At 50.7% G+C, this 16050-nt stretch carries 16 protein-coding genes and 4 pseudogenes; 9 read left to right on the top strand and 11 right to left on the bottom strand.

The features are described from left to right. A pseudogene (locus E0D98_RS14220) lies at positions 1–103 on the bottom strand (TetR/AcrR family transcriptional regulator); the annotation flags it as partial. Between the two features lie 209 nt (positions 104–312). Here E0D98_RS14220 and E0D98_RS14215 point away from each other — a divergent pair. The 8 genes and pseudogenes from E0D98_RS14215 (at position 313) to E0D98_RS14180 (ending at position 9235) form a co-directional block, all read left to right on the top strand. Then, positions 313–1104: a 3-ketoacyl-ACP reductase gene (locus E0D98_RS14215; protein ID WP_000843401.1), complete on the top strand. Its 792-nt coding sequence runs from the start codon at positions 313–315 to the stop codon at positions 1102–1104. A 9-nt stretch (positions 1105–1113) separates the two neighbouring features. After that, positions 1114–1953, top strand: a pseudogene (locus tag E0D98_RS14210) (sugar phosphate isomerase/epimerase family protein); the annotation flags it as partial. 12 nt (positions 1954–1965) lie between these two features. Further along, positions 1966–2742 carry an enoyl-CoA hydratase/isomerase family protein gene (locus E0D98_RS14205; RefSeq protein WP_001283546.1) on the top strand — a complete coding sequence of 259 codons (777 nt, stop codon included), beginning with the start codon at positions 1966–1968 and terminating at the stop codon, positions 2740–2742. Between the two features lie 9 nt (positions 2743–2751). Then, a pseudogene (locus E0D98_RS14200) lies at positions 2752–4293 on the top strand (CoA-transferase). Then, the gene (locus tag E0D98_RS14195; RefSeq protein WP_000080332.1) at positions 4290–6371 is read left to right on the top strand and encodes an FAD-binding protein; all 2082 of its coding nucleotides are present in this window, start codon (positions 4290–4292) and stop codon (positions 6369–6371) included. Before E0D98_RS14200 ends, E0D98_RS14195 begins: the two are co-directional and overlap by 4 nt. Before the next feature lie 20 nt (positions 6372–6391). Further along, positions 6392–6867 (top strand): annotated as a pseudogene (locus E0D98_RS14190) (TRAP transporter small permease). A gap of 42 nt (positions 6868–6909) precedes the next feature. Next, positions 6910–8211, top strand: coding sequence for a TRAP transporter large permease (locus tag E0D98_RS14185; protein ID WP_000386849.1), 1302 nt, complete (start codon positions 6910–6912; stop codon positions 8209–8211). A gap of 52 nt (positions 8212–8263) precedes the next feature. Then, a complete protein-coding gene (locus tag E0D98_RS14180; RefSeq protein WP_000695886.1) occupies positions 8264–9235 on the top strand; it encodes a TRAP transporter substrate-binding protein in 972 nt (323 codons plus the stop codon). A gap of 111 nt (positions 9236–9346) precedes the next feature. Here the strand turns inward: E0D98_RS14180 and rplI are convergent, their stop codons facing one another. Genes rplI through rpsF form a run of 4 tightly spaced genes read right to left on the bottom strand, consistent with a single transcriptional unit; the run spans position 9347 to position 10786 of the window. Then, positions 9347–9796, bottom strand: coding sequence for a 50S ribosomal protein L9 (rplI, locus tag E0D98_RS14175; RefSeq protein WP_001196062.1), 450 nt, complete (start codon positions 9794–9796; stop codon positions 9347–9349). Positions 9797–9837: 41 nt separating this feature from the next. Next, positions 9838–10065, bottom strand: coding sequence for a 30S ribosomal protein S18 (gene rpsR / locus E0D98_RS14170; RefSeq protein ID WP_000135199.1), 228 nt, complete (start codon positions 10063–10065; stop codon positions 9838–9840). 4 nt (positions 10066–10069) lie between these two features. After that, entirely contained in the window at positions 10070–10384 is a 315-nt protein-coding gene (priB, locus tag E0D98_RS14165; protein WP_001296681.1) for a primosomal replication protein N, read from the bottom strand. 6 nt (positions 10385–10390) lie between these two features. Beyond that, a complete protein-coding gene (rpsF, locus tag E0D98_RS14160; RefSeq protein ID WP_001216676.1) occupies positions 10391–10786 on the bottom strand; it encodes a 30S ribosomal protein S6 in 396 nt (131 codons plus the stop codon). Between the two features lie 326 nt (positions 10787–11112). Between rpsF and yjfY the strand changes: the two genes are divergently transcribed. Further along, positions 11113–11388: a DUF1471 family protein YjfY gene (gene yjfY, locus E0D98_RS14155; RefSeq protein WP_000492911.1), complete on the top strand. Its 276-nt coding sequence runs from the start codon at positions 11113–11115 to the stop codon at positions 11386–11388. 128 nt (positions 11389–11516) lie between these two features. Here the strand turns inward: yjfY and ulaF are convergent, their stop codons facing one another. Genes ulaF through ulaA form a run of 6 tightly spaced genes read right to left on the bottom strand, consistent with a single transcriptional unit; the run spans position 11517 to position 15923 of the window. After that, positions 11517–12203, bottom strand: a complete 687-nt coding sequence (gene ulaF, locus E0D98_RS14150) for an L-ribulose-5-phosphate 4-epimerase UlaF (protein WP_001170812.1) — start codon at positions 12201–12203, stop codon at positions 11517–11519. Next, positions 12203–13057: an L-ribulose-5-phosphate 3-epimerase UlaE gene (gene ulaE / locus E0D98_RS14145; protein ID WP_000949535.1), complete on the bottom strand. Its 855-nt coding sequence runs from the start codon at positions 13055–13057 to the stop codon at positions 12203–12205. Before ulaE ends, ulaF begins: the two co-directional genes overlap by 1 nt. 9 nt (positions 13058–13066) lie before the next feature. Continuing rightward, on the bottom strand, positions 13067–13717 hold the full coding sequence (gene ulaD / locus E0D98_RS14140; protein WP_000056760.1) for a 3-keto-L-gulonate-6-phosphate decarboxylase UlaD: 651 nt from the start codon (positions 13715–13717) through the stop codon (positions 13067–13069). Between the two features lie 13 nt (positions 13718–13730). Further along, positions 13731–14195: a PTS ascorbate transporter subunit IIA gene (ulaC, locus tag E0D98_RS14135; RefSeq protein WP_000776521.1), complete on the bottom strand. Its 465-nt coding sequence runs from the start codon at positions 14193–14195 to the stop codon at positions 13731–13733. Between the two features lie 9 nt (positions 14196–14204). After that, positions 14205–14510 carry a PTS ascorbate transporter subunit IIB gene (gene ulaB, locus E0D98_RS14130; RefSeq protein ID WP_000218362.1) on the bottom strand — a complete coding sequence of 102 codons (306 nt, stop codon included), beginning with the start codon at positions 14508–14510 and terminating at the stop codon, positions 14205–14207. 15 nt (positions 14511–14525) lie between these two features. Next, the gene (ulaA, locus tag E0D98_RS14125) at positions 14526–15923 is read right to left on the bottom strand and encodes a PTS ascorbate transporter subunit IIC (protein WP_001300695.1); all 1398 of its coding nucleotides are present in this window, start codon (positions 15921–15923) and stop codon (positions 14526–14528) included. Between the last annotated feature and the right edge of the window lie 127 nt (positions 15924–16050).

The raw sequence follows: 16050 nt of genomic DNA, 5'->3' as shown, positions 1-16050 counted from the left end.
TATCTACTCTGGCCCCTTCATAACCATATTCGGCAAATTCATTAACCGCACATAGCAGCAATTTTTCCTTCAGGTTTTGTGCGTGACTGGTATCAAGATACATTCCACTTCCCCACTTCCTCTTCGTGATGGCTATCATAACCGGATTTGATCTCAGCGACAGCAAAAAGGATAAAAGTCGTAATTTCATTGAGTTATCAAATTACCTGTGATCACTCTCGCAGATCAACCAACTAGATGGTTGATCTTTTTACCTGCCAGTCGCAAGCTAATCATCACTAAAGAAAACAATATTCAAAAGAGGGTTATTGTATGAAATCCACTCGTCCAGTTGCCGTGATTACCGGAGCCGCTCGTGGTATTGGAAAGGGCTGTGCGCTGGAGCTTGCTCGTGGCGGGTTTAACCTGCTGATTAACGATCGTCCCGATGCCGACAGCGTAGAAAAACTGCATATCACACAACAAGAATGTTTGGCAGAAGGCGTGGAAGTCATTTGCTTCCCTGCCGATGTCGGCGATCTCTCCTTGCATGAAGAGATGCTCGACGCGGCGCAAAACCAGTGGGGGCGTCTGGACTGCCTGCTCAATAACGCCGGGATTTCAGTGAAAAAACGCGGTGACCTCCTCGACCTCGAACCAGACAGCTTCGATCAAAACATTGCCATTAACACCCGCGCGCCGTTCTTCCTTGCTCAGGCATTCAGTAAGCGCTTACTGGCACAGCCGAAACCGGAAGCGGAACTGCCGCACCGCTCGATTATTTTCGTCAGTTCCATCAACGCCATCATGCTGGCGATGAATCGCGGCGAATACACCATTGCCAAAACCGCCGTTTCTGCCGCTGCTCGTCTATTTGCTGCTCGCCTTTGTAATGAACAAATTGGCGTTTATGAAGTGCGCCCAGGTCTCATCAAAACTGATATGACTATTCCGGCAACGGCTTATTACGACGAACTGATTGCCAAAGGTCTGGTGCCGTGGGGACGTTGGGGTTATCCGGCTGATATTGCTTCCACCGTCCGCGCGATGGCGGAAGGTAAACTGATTTACACCTGTGGTCAGGCGGTCGCCATCGACGGCGGCTTAAGTATGCCGCGCTTCTGAGGCTGAATCATGAGAGATCTGTTACAACGCCCGGATTTATTCAGTATCAATACCGCAACACTGGGCTATAAAACGCCGCTACCCGCCATTATTGATGCCTGCGCTGCACGCGGTATTGGCGCAATTGCCCCCTGGCGCAGGGAGTTGCAGGGCGAAGATCTCCAGCAGATCGCCCGTCAGCTTGCCGCCAGTAAGATGAACGTTTCCGGTTTGTGCCGTAGCACCTACTACACCGCACCGACGCTGGCGGAGCGCAAACTGGCGATTGACGATAACCGCCGGGCGCTGGACGACGCCGCTGTACTGAATGCCGCCTGTTATATGCAGGTGGTTGGCGGTCTGCCAACGGGCACTAAAGATCTATATGAAGCGCGGGAACAAGTGAAACAAGGGATTCGCCAGTTGCTGCCACATTCGAAAGATGTCGGCGTGCCAATTGCACTGGAGCCGCTGCACCCGATGACCGCAGCCGATCGTTCCTGTCTGTGCACGTTACGTCAGGCGCTGGACTGGTGTGATGAACTCGATCCCGATGGCGAATTTGGCCTCGGCGTGGCGGTAGATGTCTACCATGTTTGGTGGGACCCGGATCTCGCCAGTCAGATCCTGCGTGCCGGAAAACGCATCCTCGCGTTTCATGTTTCCGACTGGTTAGTGCCGACCACTGATCTGGTCAATGACCGTGGTATGCCGGGAGATGGCGTCATCAATATTCCGTCAATTCGTCGGCTGGTTGAAAACGCCGGATTTAATGGTGCTATTGAACTGGAAATATTCTCGCCTTACTGGTGGCAGAAAGATATTAACAGCACGCTGGATATTAGCGTCGATCGCATCGCGCATTATTGTAAAGGAATGATCATGAGTGACCAACCCGTTCTGTTCAGCAGAGCGGCAGCTTCCTGCCGCCTGACATTGAACCGTGAAGATAAATGTCATGCTATTAACGAAGAGATGATCGAATCTCTCGACCATTATTTAAATGAAATTGAAAACGACACCACATTACGATTAGTCGAATTAACGGCAACCGGCGATAAATTCTTTTGTGCGGGTGGCGATATTAAATCGTGGTCAGCCTATTCGCCATTAGATATGGGCAGAAAATGGATTAAACGCGGTAATGACGTTTTTAATCGCCTGCGCAACTTACCCCAATTAACCGTTGCGAATCTCAACGGTCATACCATCGGCGGTGGTATTGAACTTGCCTTGTGCTGCGATATTCGTATTGCCCGCCCCGGCGCGAAATTCTCTAACCCGGAAGTGATGCTCGGCATGGTGCCTGGCTGGATGGGCATTGAACGTGTGCTTAATCAGGTTGGTCCGGTGGTCGGTCGCCAGATGCTGATGCTGGGTAAACGCCTGACGGCGCAGGAAGCCCAGGCGGCGAATTTAATTGATGAAGTGGTAGAAAAAGAACAGGTGGAAAGCTGGATGGCGAACCAGTTAGCGCAGCTGGAAAAATGCGGTCCGGTGGCGCTTGCACATATTAAGCAACTGATTCTGGCACTGGAAAATAAACATGCCGATTACCCGCACCAGCTACTGGCCGGATTAATGTCCGCCACTCAGGATTGCCAGCAGGCGACGCGCGCCTTTGCCGAAAAAAGTAGCGTAAGCTTCCATAATCAATAAGGAAATTGTATGCGTAAGATAACAACCGCCGAGGCACTGGCGGCGCAAATTCAGGACGGTGCGACTATTGCTATTAGCGGTAACGGCGGCGGTATGGTGGAAGCGGACCATATTCTGGCTGCTATTGAAGCGCGTTTCCTGTAAACCGGACACCCTCGCGACCTGACGCTAATCCACTCGCTGGGTATTGGCGATCGCGACTGCAAAGGCACTAATCGTTTTGCGCACGCAGAGATGCTCAAACGCATTATTGCCGGGCACTTTACCTGGTCGCCCAAAATGCAGGCGCTGGTAAAAAATAACACGATTGAAGCCTACTGCTTTCCTGGTGGCGTGATTCAGGCACTGCTACGGGAGATCGGCGCCGGACGTCCGGGGCTTTTTACCCACGTTGGGCTGGGATCGTTTGTTGATCCACGCAATGGCGGCGGTAAGTCGAATGAATGCACTACCGACGACCTGGTAGAACTGATTGAAATCGATGGTGAAACCAAACTTCGTTATCGCCCTTTCAAAGTGGATTACGCGATTTTGCGTGGCACTTATGCCGATCCTCGAGGCAACGTCAGCCTTGAAGAAGAAGCGATTGATATGGATAGCTATTCCATGGCGCTGGCAGCACACAACAGCGGCGGCAAAGTGTTCGTACAGGTACGCGATGTGCTGGAAGCTGGCGCGATTGAACCACGCCGGGTCAAATTACCGGGCATTCTGGTTGATGGCATCGTTGAACACCGCGAACAACCGCAAACCTATCTTGGCGGTTACGACCTGACCATTAGCGGTCAACATCGCCGTCTGAGTTCTAACGACGCTATTGAACTGGTTAGTCATCCGGTGCGCCGCCTGATTGCCCGTCGGGCAGCACGCGAACTGGTGGCTGGCGCTTCAACCAACTTTGGCTTTGGTATTCCTGGCGGTATTCCAGGCGTAGCGCTGCGCGAAGGCGTTCCTTACCAAAGTTTATGGCTGAGCGTCGAGCAAGGCGTACATAACGGCATGATGCTTGATGATGCTCTGTTTGGTTGTGCCCGCAACGCCGATGCCATTATTCCATCACTCGATCAATTTGAGTTCTACAGTGGCGGAGGGATCGATATCACCTTCCTCGGCATGGGAGAGATGGATCAGTACGGTAACGTCAACGTCTCCCATCTCAATGGCAATCTGATTGGCCCCGGCGGATTTCTCGAAATTGCGCAAAACGCCCGTAAAGTGGTGTTCTGCGGCACGTTCGACGCCAAAGGTAGCAAGATTGATGTAACGCCAGATGGCTTGCATATCACCCAGTCAGGTCAAATCCCTAAACTGGTTACCCAGGTGGAAAAAATCACTTTTAGCGCCGCCTACGCACAGCAAAGTGGTCAGGAAGTGTTGTATATCACTGAACGCGCAGTATTCCAGTTAACGGCAGAAGGCGTTGAATTAATTGAAATCGCGCCGGGTGTGGAGATTGAGCGCGACATTCTGCCGTATATGGCTTTCCGTCCAATTATCAAGCACCCACGCCTGATGGAAAGTAGCCTGTTTACGCCGATGGAGGATGCATGAGTCAGCTTGATGACACCATCCTTGATGCGCTGACGCACGTTACTTTCCCAAAGGGTTTTGCACAGGCAGAGCCCGCATGGGTTGTCACGGTAGACGGTGTTGATTACCCACTCTGGCAAACAGATGCCCTGGTAGTCGGCAGTGGTGCAGCCGGGCTGCGTGCAGCTGTGGAACTTAAACGCCGCCAGCAAAATGTGCTGATCGCCACCGCCGGGTTATATATGGGGACGTCGGCATGTTCTGGTTCCGATAAACAGACGCTGTTTACCGCCGCTACCGCAGGCAATGGCGACAACTTCACCAAACTGGCAGAGGCACTGGCGAGCGGTGGGGCGATGGATCACGACACCGCTTATGTCGAAGCGGTAGGTTCTCTGCACACTCTTGGCGGGTTGCAATATCTTGGTCTGGAATTACCGGAAGATCGCTATGGCGCGATTCTTCGTTATCAAACCGACCATGACGAAGCCGGGCGTGCAACCTCGTGTGGGCCGCGTACCTCAAGGTTAATGGTGAAAGTGCTGTTGGAAGAAGTACAGCGCCTCGCCATTCCAGTGTTGACCAGTGCAACAGTGATTAAACTGCTGCATCAGCGTGACGAAAATGGCGAAGACCGTGTGGCGGGGGCAATCCTCGCGACCGGTCATCGCGCCCATAACCCATGGGGGCTGGCAATTGTGACTGCGCCCAATGTGGTACTGGCAACAGGAGGGCCTGGCGAGCTTTATCGCGACAGTGTGTACCCACACAAATGTTTTGGCTCGCTGGGGCTGGCGCTGGAGGAAGGTTTGACGCTAACCAATCTGACCGAAAGCCAGTTTGGTATAGGCACGCCGCGTAGCACGTTTCCGTGGAATTTATCCGGCACCTATGTACAGGTGATCCCGTATATCTATTCCGTGGATGCTGAGGGTAACGAGTATAACTTCCTCGCGGATTACTATCGCACCACCCAGGAGCTGGCTTCAAACATTTTCCGTAAAGGCTATCAGTGGCCGTTCCACGCCACTCGGGTGATGGATTTTGGCTCCAGCTTGTTAGATATGGCAGTAGCGCAAGAGCAGCAACATGGTCGTCGGGTGTTTATGGATTTCAATCGCAATCCTGAAGCGGTGCCTGGTGATTTGCCCTTCTCATTAGATCGACTGGACGACGACGTTCGCGCGTATCTGGAAAATAACGACGCTCTGGCACCATCGCCCATCGAACGGCTGCAACGAATGAATCCGCTGTCTATCTCGCTGTATAAGATGCACGGTTACGATCTCACCACACAGCCTTTGCAGTTTGCCATGAATAATCAGCATATGAATGGCGGCATTGAAGTGGATATCTGGGGACAAACATCCCTGCCCGGTTGTTTTGCGGTGGGAGAAGTAGCCGGAACTCACGGCGTTACCCGACCAGGCGGTGCGGCGCTGAATGCCGGGCAGGTTTTTGCTGTTCGTCTGGCACGTTTTATTGGTTGCACGCAAAAGCGGAATATTGATGGAGATATAGCACAGCTCGTAGCTCCGGCACTGGCTTCTATAAGAGAGATCATTACTCAGGCGCACGATAACGGGACCGGGATGCCGTTGTCGGTTGTGAGAGAAAAAATTCAGGCACGAATGTCTGACCATGCGGGATTTATTTGCCATGCCGATAAAGTCCGACGTGCCACTCGTGATGCCCTGTTATTGAACGAATTTGTCCAACGGCATGGATTGGCTATCAAACATGTGGGTGAAGTTGCCGAGCTGTTTATGTGGCGGCATATGGCACTGACTTCTGCCGCCGTATTAACGCAATTAACGCATTATATTGACGCAGGTGGTGGTAGCCGGGGAGCACGTATTATTCTCGACAGGGATGGAAATTCTATTCCGCTAACACGAAATGGTTTTTGTGATGCCTGGCGCTTTCGTTCAGAGCGTACTGAGGATAAAAAAGATAAACTACTTATTCATTATTGCAACGGTATCTTTCACGTCAGAGAAACACCTGTTCGTGAGTTTCCTATTATCCGAGGTATTTGGTTTGAAAAAAACTGGCCTGGTTTTCTTAATGGGACAATTTACCAGCCACAGGATGAATGATATTGCAAAGGTTAATCACTATGCGAAATATAATTAGATCTATTAATGCTCTGCTTGCAGCATTGAACATTACCATTTTGGCGATCATCGTGGCATGTGTGACGTGGCAGGTGGCTGCACGATTTATATTTACTAGTCCCAGTATTTTTACAGATGAACTCAGCCGTTTGCTCTTTATTTGTCTTGGACTTTTTGGTGGGGCATACACCGCAGGGCAAAACCGGCATCTGGCGATTGACCTGCTACCTATGATGCTGAAAGGAAAAGCCCGACGTCATTTATTTTTGTGTATTCAGATTATCGTAATTATCTTCGCTACCATCATTATGGTATATGGTGGTGGGCTATTAACGATGGATACATTCGATTCAGGTCAAACCTCGCCCGCTTTAGGCTGGCAGATGGGTATATATATATGAGTATCCCGATTAGTGGTGTACTTATTATTATATACACCATAGATATGGTTTTAACCGAACTTAAACAACCACTCTAAAGATAACAAACAACAACCAACCATAGTAGGAATGGAGAAATTATGGATTACTGGTTACCGATTATTGTGTTATTTGGTGCCTTCTTTTTTATGTTGGCATTAGGTGTACCTATTGTTTATGCCATTGGTTTATCGACACTGGCATCAATTTCCACACAACTCGATTTCAACTCAGCATTGAGTGTGGTTTCCCAAAAGTTAGCCTCCGGGTTAGATAGTTTTACGTTGTTGGCAATCCCATTTTTTATCTTGTCTGGCAACATTATGAATCATGGAGGAATAGCGCGACGATTAATCAACTTTGCCCGTATTCTCGGCGGTCGTCTGCCAGGCTCACTTGCCCACTGTAATATTCTCGCCAATATGCTGTTCGGGGCAATTTCTGGTTCAGCCGTGGCTTCGGCGGCTGCGATGGGCGGCGTCATGCATCCGCAACAGGTTAAAGAGGGCTACGACCCGGCATTCAGTACTGCGGTTAACGTTGCCTCTGCCCCGACGGGTTTGCTTATTCCACCAAGTAATACGTTAATCGTCTATTCACTGGTCAGTGGTGGTACTTCTATTGCCGCACTGTTCCTGGCGGGTTATGTTCCGGGGATTTTGCTGGGTCTGGCACTGATGGTAATAGCCGGTATTATCGCTGTACGTCGCGGTTATCCAAAACCAGAACGTCCGACTTTGCGCCAGGCTGGCGTTGCGATATGGATGGCTATCCCCAGTATTTTCCTGATTGTGTTAATTATGGGTGGCGTACTAAGCGGTATTTTTACCCCGACAGAGGCCTCCGCAATTGCAGTAATTTATACCCTTTTCCTTGCACTGGTTCTTTATCGTGAAATCTCAGTTAAAGATTTACCTAAAATATTTCTGGAATCCGTTATTACCACTGCAATTGTCTTGTTATTAATTGGTTCTTCGATGGGTATGTCATGGGCAATGTCAAACGCTGACGTTCCCTTCCTGATTCTCGATTTGCTTAACACTATTTCTGACAACCCAATAATAATCCTGCTTATTATCAATATTATCCTGTTGATTATCGGCACTTTTATGGATATGACACCGGCGGTACTGATTTTTACGCCGATATTTTTACCGGTTGTCACCGAACTGGGCATGGACCCGATTCACTTTGGTATTGTCATGGTACTGAACATGTGTATCGGTATTTGTACTCCGCCTGTAGGCAGTGTGTTATTTGTCGGTTGTAGTGTATCTAAATTACCGATTAATAAAATTATCAAACCTATGCTGCCATTCTATGCCGTGATGGTATTGGTGCTGGCAATGGTGACCTATATTCCGCAAATCAGTATGGCATTGCCAAGAGCACTGGGCTACTGATGCGCATTCACTGGCGGCACCTGCCGCCATATTTATTAGAAAAGGAACATCTATGAAAATAAAAGTATCCGCTGGCATTATCGGTGCTGTTCTTATGTTATCCGCAAGCCAGTCCTGGGCAGTGACATTAAAACTGAGTCATAATCAGGATAAGTCTCATCCTGTTCATAAAGCGATGGAGTTCTTTGCGAAAAAGAGCAAAGAGTACTCTAACGGTGATATTACTATTCGTATTTATCCAAATGGAACATTGGGTACTCAACGAGAAACAATGGAGCTGATTCGTTCTGGCGCTATTCCCCTGGTAAAAACCAATGCGGCAGAAATGGAAGCATTTGAAAATTCCTATAAATTATTTAGCCTGCCTTATTTGTTCCGCGATCGTGATCATTATTATCAGGTCATGCAGGGCGATATCGGGAGAAAAATCCTCGACTCAACGAAAAGCAAAGGTTATTTCGGGCTGACTTTTTATGATGGAGGCGCCCGCAGTTTCTATGGCAATAAACCAGTACTGAAACCAGACGATCTGAAAGGCATGAAAGTCCGTGTCCAGCCAAGCCCTGGCGCAGTTGAAATGATCAAAGTCATGGGCGGTAACCCGACGCCACTGGATTACGGCGAGTTGTATACAGCCTTACAGCAGGGTGTGGTCGATATGGCAGAAAACAGCGTGATGGCGCTGACCACCATGCGTCACGGTGAAGTGGCAAAATCCTTCAGCCTTGACGAACACACTATGGTTCCCGATGTGGTTCTGATGAGCAATGCTGCGTTTGATAAACTTAGCCCGGAAAATCAGGCAGTTATATTAAAAGCAGCTAAAGAATCAATGAGCTATATGAAAGACTTGTGGAGCGAGGAAGAGAAACAAGAATTTGCGAAACTGGATAAAATGGGCGTGAAAGTCTACCAGGTAGATAAAGCTCCGTTTATCGAGAAAGTACAGCCAATGTACGCAAACTTCGCTAAGGACAACCCAGCCCTTGCCCCAATGCTGGCTGATATTCAGGCAGCTAAGTAATTATCTTCGTAGGGCTGCTTATTGTGGCCCTTATCGATATCTGCAAGTGCTCGCTACAAAAGCAAAACGCCGACCAATGGTCGGCGTTTTTACGTCTCGTTGAATAACGAATTATTCAGCTACTACGTTTACGATCACTTTCGCGAATACTTCGCTGTGAACCTGGAAGCTCACTTCGTGTTCGCCAGTGGTACGCAGAACGCCGTTCGGCAGACGAACTTCGCTCTTAGCCACTTCAACGCCAGCTGCAGTTACAGCGTCAGCGATGTCGCGAGTACCGATGGAACCGAACAGTTTACCTTCGTCGCCAGCTTTAGACGCGATGGTAACAGTTTCCAGTGCATTGATTTTCTCAGCGCGAGCATTAGCAGCTGCCAGAACTTCAGCCAGTTTAGCTTCCAGTTCAGCGCGACGTGCTTCGAAGAATTCAATGTTTTTCTTGGTAGCTGGAACAGCTTTACCCTGCGGTACCAGGAAGTTACGAGCATAGCCCGCTTTAACGTTTACCTGATCACCCAGGCTACCCAGGTTTGCTACTTTATCAAGCAGAATAACTTGCATTACCTTATCCTCTCAAAGTCGTATTAATGGACCGTGACCGATTACTGATGGCGATCAGTGTACGGCAGCAGGGACAGGTAGCGAGCGCGTTTGATAGCGCGAGCCAGCTGACGCTGGTATTTTGCACGGGTACCGGTGATACGGCTTGGGACAATCTTACCGCTTTCGGTGATGTAGTTTTTCAGCGTAGCGATATCTTTATAGTCGATCTCTTGAACGCCTTCCGCGGTGAAACGGCAGAACTTGCGACGACGGAAATAACGTGCCATATGGCTAGTCTCCAGAATCTATCAATTCAATCTGCTCGGCATGCAAAACCATTTTGCTCAGTCCGTTCTTTGCCTTGTGGCATGAAATGAACCCCTGAACGGTTATGCGACTGCCGACCGTTATACTGTGAGTAATGGCCTGGTTTTCGTGTCCGCTAACAATAACGGGCATTTGACACCATGCCTGCCGGTGAAAGCCGGCTTCCTCCTGCACAGAACGATGCTCAAGCACGAACTGGCAGTGAGGAATTCCTGATGGACTGACCTTTCGAAGGGGAGTCCTGCACACGGTGCCGGACAACACCAGACGGTTGGTCATCAGAAATTACTCTTCAGAATCCCCAGCTTCAGCATCATCAGCGGTTTCGTTTGCGAAATCATCGCGACGCTCACGGCGCTCGTCTTTCGCTTTAACCATCGGAGATGCTTCGGTAACAGCGTGCTTGGTACGCATAACCATGCTGCGGATAACGGCATCGTTGAAGCGGAAGGTAGTTTCCAGCTCATCGATCACTTCCTGCGGAGCTTCAACGTTCATCAGAACGTAGTGTGCTTTGTGCAGTTTGTTGATCGGGTAAGCCAGCTGACGGCGGCCCCAGTCTTCCAGACGGTGGATCTTGCCTTCTGCACCAGTGATGGCAGCAGTGTAGCGCTCGATCATGCCCGGAACCTGTTCGCTCTGGTCAGGATGGACCATAAAAACGATTTCGTAATGACGCATCGAATTGCTCCTTACGGATTATTCAGCCTCCTGTCTGGGTCAGCCGAATCCCGGGGAGGCAAGGAACGTGTTAAAGGTCGGCTGAAAAATGACGCGTTATAGTACTTGTATGCCCCGCTAAACTCAAGGGCAGAGCCGAAATAAATCTCCCCTTTCGCAATTAACCTCTAAACCGCTGATTTGGAGTTCATCACACTTCATCATGGTGTTTTTTTGAACAACTGCATCAGAAATGGTCACCATCAACTTCTTTATCATTGATTAAAATTAAATCAGAAGATCATCACAGAGGAGAGCACACAAAGTCAGCCGTCGAGGAGGTATCTATGTTCAGTCGAGTTTTAGCCCTTCTGGCTGTGCTTTTGCTAAGTGCAAATACATGGGCAGCCATTGAAATCAATAACCACCAGGCCAGAAATATGGACGATATGCAAAGCTTAGGCGTGATTTATATCAATCATAATTTCGCCACTGAAAGTGAAGCACGTCAGGCATTAAATGAAGAAACAGATGCGCAGGGCGCAACGTACTACCACGTAATTCTGATGCGGGAACCGGGGAGTAACGGCAATATGCACGCCAGCGCGGATATTTATCGCTAGCACCAGGTATAACCAACGAAACATTGCCATAGTTTGCTTTGCCCCCTTCGCAGGGGGCTTTTTTTGAAAAACGGCTGCGGAATTAGACCAGTTATCTCCCGAAGAAGGAAATTTCCGCAGCGCGTGTTTTACTTCTGCCCGTAATAAGCGTTAGGACCATGCTTACGCATGAAGTGTTTATTCATCAGGAAGCTGTCGATGTGATTGAGTTGTGGATTAATACTGCGCGCAATCCACGCCATTTTCGCCACTTCTTCCATCACTACCGCGTTATGCACCGCGTCGTGGGCATCTTTCCCCCAGGCGAACGGTCCGTGCTGATACACCACAATTCCCGGCGTATGCAGCGGCTCGGCGTTGCCCAGCGTTTCGATAATCACTTTGCCAGTGTTCAGTTCATACTCACCCTGCACCTCTTCTTCGCTTAATCCACGCGTACACGGGATGTCGCCAAAGAAGTAGTCGGCATGCGTAGTGCCTAACGCCGGGATCGCCAGCCCCGCCTGCGCCCATGCGGTAGCATGAGTGGAGTGGGTATGGACAATGCCGCCAAGCGACGGATAACGACGGTAGAGTTCAAGATGCGTCGCGGTGTCGGAAGACGGACGATATTCCCCTTCCACCACCTTACCGCTCATATCGACCACCACCATATCGTCTGCTTTCATGGTTTCGTAGGCGACGCCGCTGGGCTTGATCACCACCAGCCCGCGTTCGCGGTCGATAGCGCTGACGTTGCCCCAGGTAAAGGTCACCAGCCCGTAGCGCGGCAGATCCATGTTGGCTTCAAATACCTGCTGTTTTAGCTTTTGCATTATGCCGCCTCCACCATGCCCGCTTTCGCCATGCGCGCTTTCACCCAATCACGCGCTTTCGCCACTTCTGCCGCCGGGTCTTCCGCCGTTTCGCTCCACATCTCAATCAGGTACGGCCCGCAATAGCCACTCTGTTTGAGCGTTTCGAAACAACGTTCGAAATCCACTACACCTTCGCCAAACGGCACGTTTTTGAAGACGCCAGGTTTGGTGTCTTTCACATGTACCGCGACGATATGCCCGATTCCGGCCTGCAACTCCATCTGCACATCGTTGTCCCACGCCGACAGGTTGCCGATATCCGGGTAGAGCTGGAACCACGGGTTGTTGAGATAGTGCGCGTAACCCAGCGCCTTGCTGATGGAGTTCATCAACGGATAATCCATGATCTCCATCGCCAGCGTCACCTGCGCGCGGCTCGCCATCTCAACGCTCTCTTTCAGGCCGTCACGGAAACGACGACGCGTTTCGTTATTGGCTTCCTGATAGTAAACGTCATAGCCCGCCAGCTGGATCACGCGAATGCCAACGTCCTGGGCGAACTGGATGGCTTTACGCATAATCTCCAGCCCCTGCGCCCGCACCGCGTCATCTTCGCTGCCCAACGGGAAACGACGATGGGCAGAAAGGCACATGGACGGCACACGCACGCCGGTTTCAACAATCGCATTCACCAGCGCCAGACGCTGCTCGCGGCTCCAGTCGAGGCGCGAGAGGCGATCGTCCGTTTCATCCACCGACATCTCGACAAAATCGAAGCCCAACGTTTTTGCCAGTCGCAGGCGTTCCAACCAGCACTCCCCGGCGGGGAGCGCTTTTTCATAGATGCCAAGCGGGATTTGTTTGGACAACATATCCGCTCCTTAGCCCCACAGTTCGGCGATGGAACGTTTGAACTGACGCGCGGCTTCAACCGGAGAAGCGGCATCACGGATGCTGCGACCGGCGATAAACACATGAATTGGAATGCCTTTGAACAGCGGCAGATCTTCCAGCGCCAGGCCACCGGTGACGGTGACTTTGAAGCCCATATCGGAAAGACGTTTGATCGCAGTGATATCGGCTTCACCCCATGCCACGCCAGCGGCCTGCGCGTCACGGCTGCGGTGATAAACCACCTGCTGAATACCTGCATCGCGCCACTGTTGCGCCTGTTCCCAGGTCCAGTAACCGGTCAGTTCGATCTGCACGTCGCCGTTAAACTCTTTTGCCACGTCCAGCGCACCTTTGGCGGTGTTGATATCCGCACAACAAATCACGGTCACCCAGTCAGCGTTGGCTTCGAAGCACATACGCGAAAGGATTTTGCCTGCATCGGCAATTTTGGCGTCAGCCAGTACGATTTTGTGCGGGTAGAGCGCTTTCAGATCGCGAACCGCACGCACGCCTTCGCCCACGCACAGAATGGTACCCACTTCGATAATGTCGACTTCTTCGGCAATCAGGCGAGTGGTTTCGTAGGCGCTATCCATAGTCTGGTTGTCCAGCGCGACTTGCAACATCGGTAATGACATGTTCAATTCCTTCTTAAGCTGCCGCGTTGGTGCGGTCAATGAGATCCAGTACTTCCTGCTCGGTACGGCAGGCGCGTAAACGGTCGAAATTCTCTTCATCTTCAAACAGGTTGACGATCTGCATGATGCCCACTTCCTGGTGAGTGTTGGCATCAACCGCCGCCATGGTGATGAGGATATCCACCGGGTCGTTATCTTCGTGGTTAAATTCCAGCGGCTTTTTCAGCGTTACCAGAGAGAAACCGGTTTTCTTAACGCCCTCTTCCGGACGCCCGTGCGGCATTGCCAGCCCCGGAGCGATAACGAAATAAGGACCAAACTGTTCAACGCCATCCAGAATCGCCTGGTAGTAACGCGGCTCTACCACATCTGCCGCTACCAGCAGGTCAACGCCGATTTTCACCGCTTCCTGCCAGGTATTTGCTTCGGCCTGCAGGCGGATGGATTTATTTTCAGCCAGCGAATCACGTAATTTCATGGCGCGTCCTTACTTCACGTCCTGCGGGAAATGCTCTTTGATCACTTCCAGCAGTTTCGGGCCAAAGTCGGCAGGAGAGAGCATGTTGCGCACACCAACCACGTATTTGTTGCCGGTCACGGTGATTTCGCCCGCAATGTGCGTAGAAGCGATGATGATATCCGCGCCGCTCAACTCGCTTTTGTATTCGCCAACCGCGCAGCTGTTTACCGTGTGGTCAATGTTTGATTGGGTTAAAAACTGGTCCACTTTCATCTTCATGATCATGGAACTGCCTTGTCCGTTGCCACACACAGCCAGAATACGTACGGTCATAATCAAAACTCCTTATTAAGCAGACTGTTCTGCCAGTTGTTTTTCTGCATCTTCTTCTGCGCGCAGTGCGCGGCCAGCGAAGAACATATAAGCCAGTGCAATTACAATGATGACGGCCATAAAGGCGATACCGATGGAGAAGAAGCCCTGCATCATCGGCGGTGCCAGAATCGACCAGTCCGCCATGCCCATCCAGGCGCTCATACCGGTGAGTTTCACCGCCCAGACGCAGCCAAAGATTTCAATCATCCCCATCACCAGACATATCTTCAGCGCCGCACGCCAGCCGCCGAAGTGGTTAGCGAACACGCCGATGGTGGCGTTGGAGAAGAACATCGGGATAAAGCCGGGAATAATCAGGATCGAGGAACCGCAGGCGACCAGGATGCCAACCGCAATCAGCTGACCGATGGTGCCCCACATAAAGCCCCAAACCACGGCGTTCGGCGCGAAGCTATAGATAGCCGCACAGTCAATCGCCAGAACCGCACCAGGGATCAGGCGCTGGGAGATACCGTTAAATGCTTCAGAGAGTTCCGCCACAAACATGCGCACGCCCTGAGTGATGATGAAGATCGCCACCGCGAAGGAGAAACCGGTTTGCAGGATGTACACCGTCCAGTTCACTTTGCCTGCCATCGCCTGCACGGTGTCGATACCGAAGGAGAGCAGAATGGCACCAAAGAAGATGGTCATCACAATCGCCGTGGAGACGATGTTGTCGTGGAAAATATTCAGCCAGCCTGGCAGTTTGAGGTCTTCAACGCTTTCCTCTTTTTTGCCGAGGAACGGCGCAACTTTATAGGCAATCCATGATGCAAACTGTTGCTGGTGACCGATGGAGAAACCGCAGCCGTCCGTCACTTCCTGAGTCGGCTTGTACATCATGTTGGAGGTAATGCCCCAGTAGAGCGAAACCAGAATCGCCGTGCAGATAATGGTTGTCCACATGGAGTAGCCGAAAATAAACAACGTAACGGCAATCAGCCCCGCCTGCTGGAACATGATATGACCAGTCAGCATGATGGTACGAATACCGGTAATGCGACGCAGCAGCACGTAACAGATGTTCAGCGCCAGCGCTAACAACACCGCGTAACCTACCCAGCTATAGGCATCGCCCATGCGGTCGATGGTTGCCATCATCGACGCGTAAGTATCGGAAATTGCGCCGTTAATGCCGTAGACTTCGGACATTTTCGCCACCACCGGTTTGAAGGTGCTGGTGAGGATGCCGGACCCTGCCTGCAACAACATGAAACCAATTATGGTTTTAATCGTGCCTTTAATAATAACGCTGACACTTTTGCGCAGTAGGATGTAGCCCAGACAGGTCACAATACCCAGCAACAACGGGGCATTGGTCATGACCTGGTTAAAAAACACGGTAAAGATGTTGTAGAGGATCTCCATAACGATCTCCTGAAGAAGAGGTAACCGGGTATTCCACACACCCGGAATGTTGTGCACTCACTCTAATTTTCAAAAGTAATCACAACAAGATTATTTATGATTAAATGTGACGCGACCCGCAAATAAT

Source organism: Escherichia sp. KCJ4928, assembly GCF_004352695.1.
In the GTDB taxonomy this organism is placed as follows: domain Bacteria; phylum Pseudomonadota; class Gammaproteobacteria; order Enterobacterales; family Enterobacteriaceae; genus ECMA0423.
This window is presented reverse-complemented; position numbering and strand designations above follow the sequence as displayed.

What these genes read in the sequence shown, in the direction of transcription:
- rplI (WP_001196062.1), bottom strand. Translation starts at nt 9,796, where the DNA reads ATGCAAGTTATTCTGCTTGATAAAGTAGCAAACCTGGGTAGCCTGGGT.
- yjfY (WP_000492911.1), top strand. Translation starts at nt 11,113, where the DNA reads ATGTTCAGTCGAGTTTTAGCCCTTCTGGCTGTGCTTTTGCTAAGTGCA.
- E0D98_RS14185 (WP_000386849.1), top strand. Translation starts at nt 6,910, where the DNA reads ATGGATTACTGGTTACCGATTATTGTGTTATTTGGTGCCTTCTTTTTT.
- E0D98_RS14215 (WP_000843401.1), top strand. Translation starts at nt 313, where the DNA reads ATGAAATCCACTCGTCCAGTTGCCGTGATTACCGGAGCCGCTCGTGGT.
- ulaF (WP_001170812.1), bottom strand. Translation starts at nt 12,203, where the DNA reads ATGCAAAAGCTAAAACAGCAGGTATTTGAAGCCAACATGGATCTGCCG.
- ulaA (WP_001300695.1), bottom strand. Translation starts at nt 15,923, where the DNA reads ATGGAGATCCTCTACAACATCTTTACCGTGTTTTTTAACCAGGTCATG.
- E0D98_RS14205 (WP_001283546.1), top strand. Translation starts at nt 1,966, where the DNA reads ATGAGTGACCAACCCGTTCTGTTCAGCAGAGCGGCAGCTTCCTGCCGC.
- ulaB (WP_000218362.1), bottom strand. Translation starts at nt 14,510, where the DNA reads ATGACCGTACGTATTCTGGCTGTGTGTGGCAACGGACAAGGCAGTTCC.
- ulaC (WP_000776521.1), bottom strand. Translation starts at nt 14,195, where the DNA reads ATGAAATTACGTGATTCGCTGGCTGAAAATAAATCCATCCGCCTGCAG.
- rpsF (WP_001216676.1), bottom strand. Translation starts at nt 10,786, where the DNA reads ATGCGTCATTACGAAATCGTTTTTATGGTCCATCCTGACCAGAGCGAA.
- ulaD (WP_000056760.1), bottom strand. Translation starts at nt 13,717, where the DNA reads ATGTCATTACCGATGTTGCAAGTCGCGCTGGACAACCAGACTATGGAT.
- E0D98_RS14195 (WP_000080332.1), top strand. Translation starts at nt 4,290, where the DNA reads ATGAGTCAGCTTGATGACACCATCCTTGATGCGCTGACGCACGTTACT.
- priB (WP_001296681.1), bottom strand. Translation starts at nt 10,384, where the DNA reads ATGACCAACCGTCTGGTGTTGTCCGGCACCGTGTGCAGGACTCCCCTT.
- rpsR (WP_000135199.1), bottom strand. Translation starts at nt 10,065, where the DNA reads ATGGCACGTTATTTCCGTCGTCGCAAGTTCTGCCGTTTCACCGCGGAA.
- E0D98_RS14180 (WP_000695886.1), top strand. Translation starts at nt 8,264, where the DNA reads ATGAAAATAAAAGTATCCGCTGGCATTATCGGTGCTGTTCTTATGTTA.
- ulaE (WP_000949535.1), bottom strand. Translation starts at nt 13,057, where the DNA reads ATGTTGTCCAAACAAATCCCGCTTGGCATCTATGAAAAAGCGCTCCCC.